The organism is Bradyrhizobium sp. 142, assembly GCF_023074015.1.
Classification (GTDB): Bacteria; Pseudomonadota; Alphaproteobacteria; order Rhizobiales; family Xanthobacteraceae; genus Bradyrhizobium.
This window is the reverse complement of sequence record NZ_JADPKQ010000174.1, coordinates 1-2,947: the sequence shown is the minus strand read 5'-3', so window position 1 is coordinate 2,947 and position 2,947 is coordinate 1. Positions and strand designations below refer to the sequence as shown.

2 protein-coding genes are annotated in these 2,947 nt (G+C 62.6%); one reads left to right on the top strand and one right to left on the bottom strand.

Annotated elements, in window-relative coordinates; genetic code table 11:
• Positions 1 to 584: transposase (locus IVA82_RS16310; protein ID WP_247390937.1), on the top strand; the 584-nt coding region annotated here is incomplete at its 5' end.
• Here the strand turns inward: IVA82_RS16310 and IVA82_RS16305 are convergent.
• Positions 514 to 2,022, bottom strand: a complete 1,509-nt coding sequence (locus IVA82_RS16305; RefSeq protein WP_247390936.1) for an amidohydrolase family protein — start codon at positions 2,020 to 2,022, stop codon at positions 514 to 516. The two genes, IVA82_RS16310 and IVA82_RS16305, sit on opposite strands and share 71 nt — an antisense overlap.
• Positions 2,023 to 2,947 lie beyond the last annotated feature (925 nt).

The window sequence follows — 2,947 nt, the reverse complement described above, 5'->3', positions numbered from 1 at the left end:
ACGCGAGCCTCGTCGGCGAGCAAAGTCGGATCGTCAACCGAATGAAAGCAACGTTGATCCGGCTTGGCATCCGCGGCTTCAATCCCAAGCTGAAGAAGGCCGCCGAACGCCTTGACGGCTTGCGCACCCCCGAGGGCGAGCCGATCCCGCCCAACACCCTGGCTGAGCTGCGTCGCGACATGGCGCGCCGGCGGCTCGTCCGTGATCAGATCAGGCAGATCGAGGACGCTCGGCTGGAGCGTCTCAAGCAAGCGCCCAGTGATGGACCACACGCCATGGTGCGCCTGTTGGCGCGGGTGATCGGGGTTGGTGTCGAGACGGCCGACATGCTGGTGCAGGAGGTCCTGTCGCGAAGCATGCGCGACCGACGGGCGATCGCGCGTTACGCCGGCCTCACGGGCTCGCCCGACGAGAGCGGCAGAAAACGCCGGGAGAAAGGGCTGACCCGTTCCGGCAACGCTCGGGTTCGACGAGGCGCCAGCGGGGCCTGCCCGCACCGCTGGCGCCGTTCACTTAGGCGGCCCGAACGTAGCCGTAGCGCAGGTTCGAGGGTTGCTTGGCAGCTTGTGCGTACTCGTTCTTGAGCGCCGCGAGGCGGTCCTCGGAAAAGGCGGGCATCCTAGTGTTATCGGCCGCCTTCAGCTTGATCTTGTAAAATCTGGTGGCGTTGGCCGCGAAGATCAGCTGCTTGGTCGCGCTGTTGGCGTCGCCGAGCGGCGCAAAGCCGTACTTCTTTTGCATGTCCTCGGGGATTTCGAGTCGGCGCAGTGCCTCGATCTGCCACTGCGGTGAGCCGTACCAGACCGAGTCGGTGCCCCACATCACGTGGTCGACTCCCATGCCCTTGATCAGCGTGCCGACCAGCGCGGCGCAGAACTTCGGATGTGCCACCGCCGAGTTGGCAAAAGACGTGCCGAGCTCGGCATAGACATTGGTGACGCCGAACTTCTGCGGGATTTCCGCGAGATCCGAGGCCCACTGGATGCGGCCAGTCTGCTCGAACTCCGCCCACGCCTTGTCCGGCAGCTCGAGGAACGGCCGCAGCGCCGAGTGATAGATCACGAAGTTCATCTGCGGCCAATCCTTCGCAGCCTTTCCGATGTCCCACGCCGTTGCGTATTCCCACACGCCCGCGAACGATTTTTCGTAGTCGGGCGGCAGCAATCCCTTGTGGATGCACAGCGTATTGATGCCGGCCTTCACCGCTTTCTCGTAGAATGGATACATCACCTGCTCGTCGTCGAGCCGCCATGGGAACTTCGACGGCGCCAGCGGATCGCCGATCGTGTACGACTTCCAGGAATCCGGTTTATAGACCTCTATCGCCTTGTCGACCTCGTCCATCCAGCCGGGTTGCTTGGGGGTGATGACGGAGTGCGCCAGCAGGCGCCGGGAGCCAGCGAAGTCGTTGATCAGCTCGCGCGCCTTGACGATCTGCTCGTTGGACAGGAGCCACCAGCTTGGGTCGTCGAACGGCGCGCCGCTCAGCAGCGCCATGTTGGTGTCGCTGTCGTAGTAGACCTCTTTCACGTAATTCTGGAACTTGTAGCGGGCGAGCGAGGAGACGCCTTCCTCCTTCATCTTCGGGTTCCAGTGCTGGCTCGCGAACTTGCCCAGGTCCAAGAGCTCCGCGTGGTTGAAGTCGTCGCGCACGAAATGGGTCTGGACATCGAAGATGAACTGCCCGGCGAGACTTTGTGCGCGCGTCAGCATCAGCTCGGGTTCATGGGCCTCGGCGGGCGTGACCTGAAACACGTTGCCGTAGATGTCGTTCATGGCGAGGAAGGCCGCCGCCATGCCGCAGCTCGTGTGCAGGAACTGCCTGCGGCTCAAGCCGAGATGCTTGCCGTTCACGTCGGCGAGCTCGTTGATCCGTGCTTCGACCTTCTTCTGGATGGCGCTCTGCGGGGGCGGGAGATACTCGCCGTTGGAAACAATCTGAGTCGGAATCGGCGTTGCCGCCGATGCCGCCTCGGCGCCCGCGACGAGACGCTGTTCTCGCTCACTAAGCCAGGTGCTCATTATTCTCCTCCCTTTTGTTGGCCATCGACAGTGCGGAGCGGTGCGCGCATAAAGCTGCGCGCTTGACCACTCCCGCTAGGCGTACCCTCCTGTCCAGCTACGCATGAAGTCACTCAATCGCTTCGTCCTACGAGAGCTCAGACACACTCGAAAAACGACTTGCCGTGGTGGCGTATCACCGCTGAATTCAACGCTCAAACGTTCATTGGCGCAAGCGATGTAGTCCGACAGCCACACTGCCCAAACGCTGCACCACTACGACTGCCAGGTTTTGCCGGGATGAGCGCGTGGCGCTGACATGGGTTGTCGAACAAGGGCGTGATGTCGGCTACGGCCCGAGGGCGAAGGTCGCTTGAAGATGTGTCATGTCGGCTGTCAGTGGCAAACCGGATGCCGATCCAGCCTGGCATCTACCGCTGCTTTGACCCAAATGTATGGTCCGGCCGCGCGTTGCAAGAGGTTTCGTCAACCTGGCAGATGCGGTCTTGCATCAATGTATCCGGCCTCTGATTGGAGCGTGTTGTGCTCCGGGCCATCATGGATATCAGCGCGCATTCGAGCTGATTAGCGGACAGGCCTCGAAGGGGCCATTCGGGTCACCAGTGTTCGCATGCGCCGGGAAGACCGATTCTCCATCGTCGTCTCATCCTCTCGCAGACCTCGGCGGGTAAGGGATGTTGGTTACGTCATCGATAGCTCCTCACTTCGCACTGTTCCTTTGTTCGTGCCTGGCGGTCGTTCCTTCGTCCCGGCCTGCGCGCGCAGACGCGCCGCGCGCAAGGGCCGTCAAGGCCGGCCGTCGTGCTGTCCTGACGGCTTGCTCTACCGCTGCCAGGCTGCGCCTTGACGGCCCCGAGCACGGCGCGAGGATCAAGCAGGTCGGGACGCCATCTCATCTGTCTTGACGCACTCGAAGGCGCGCCCC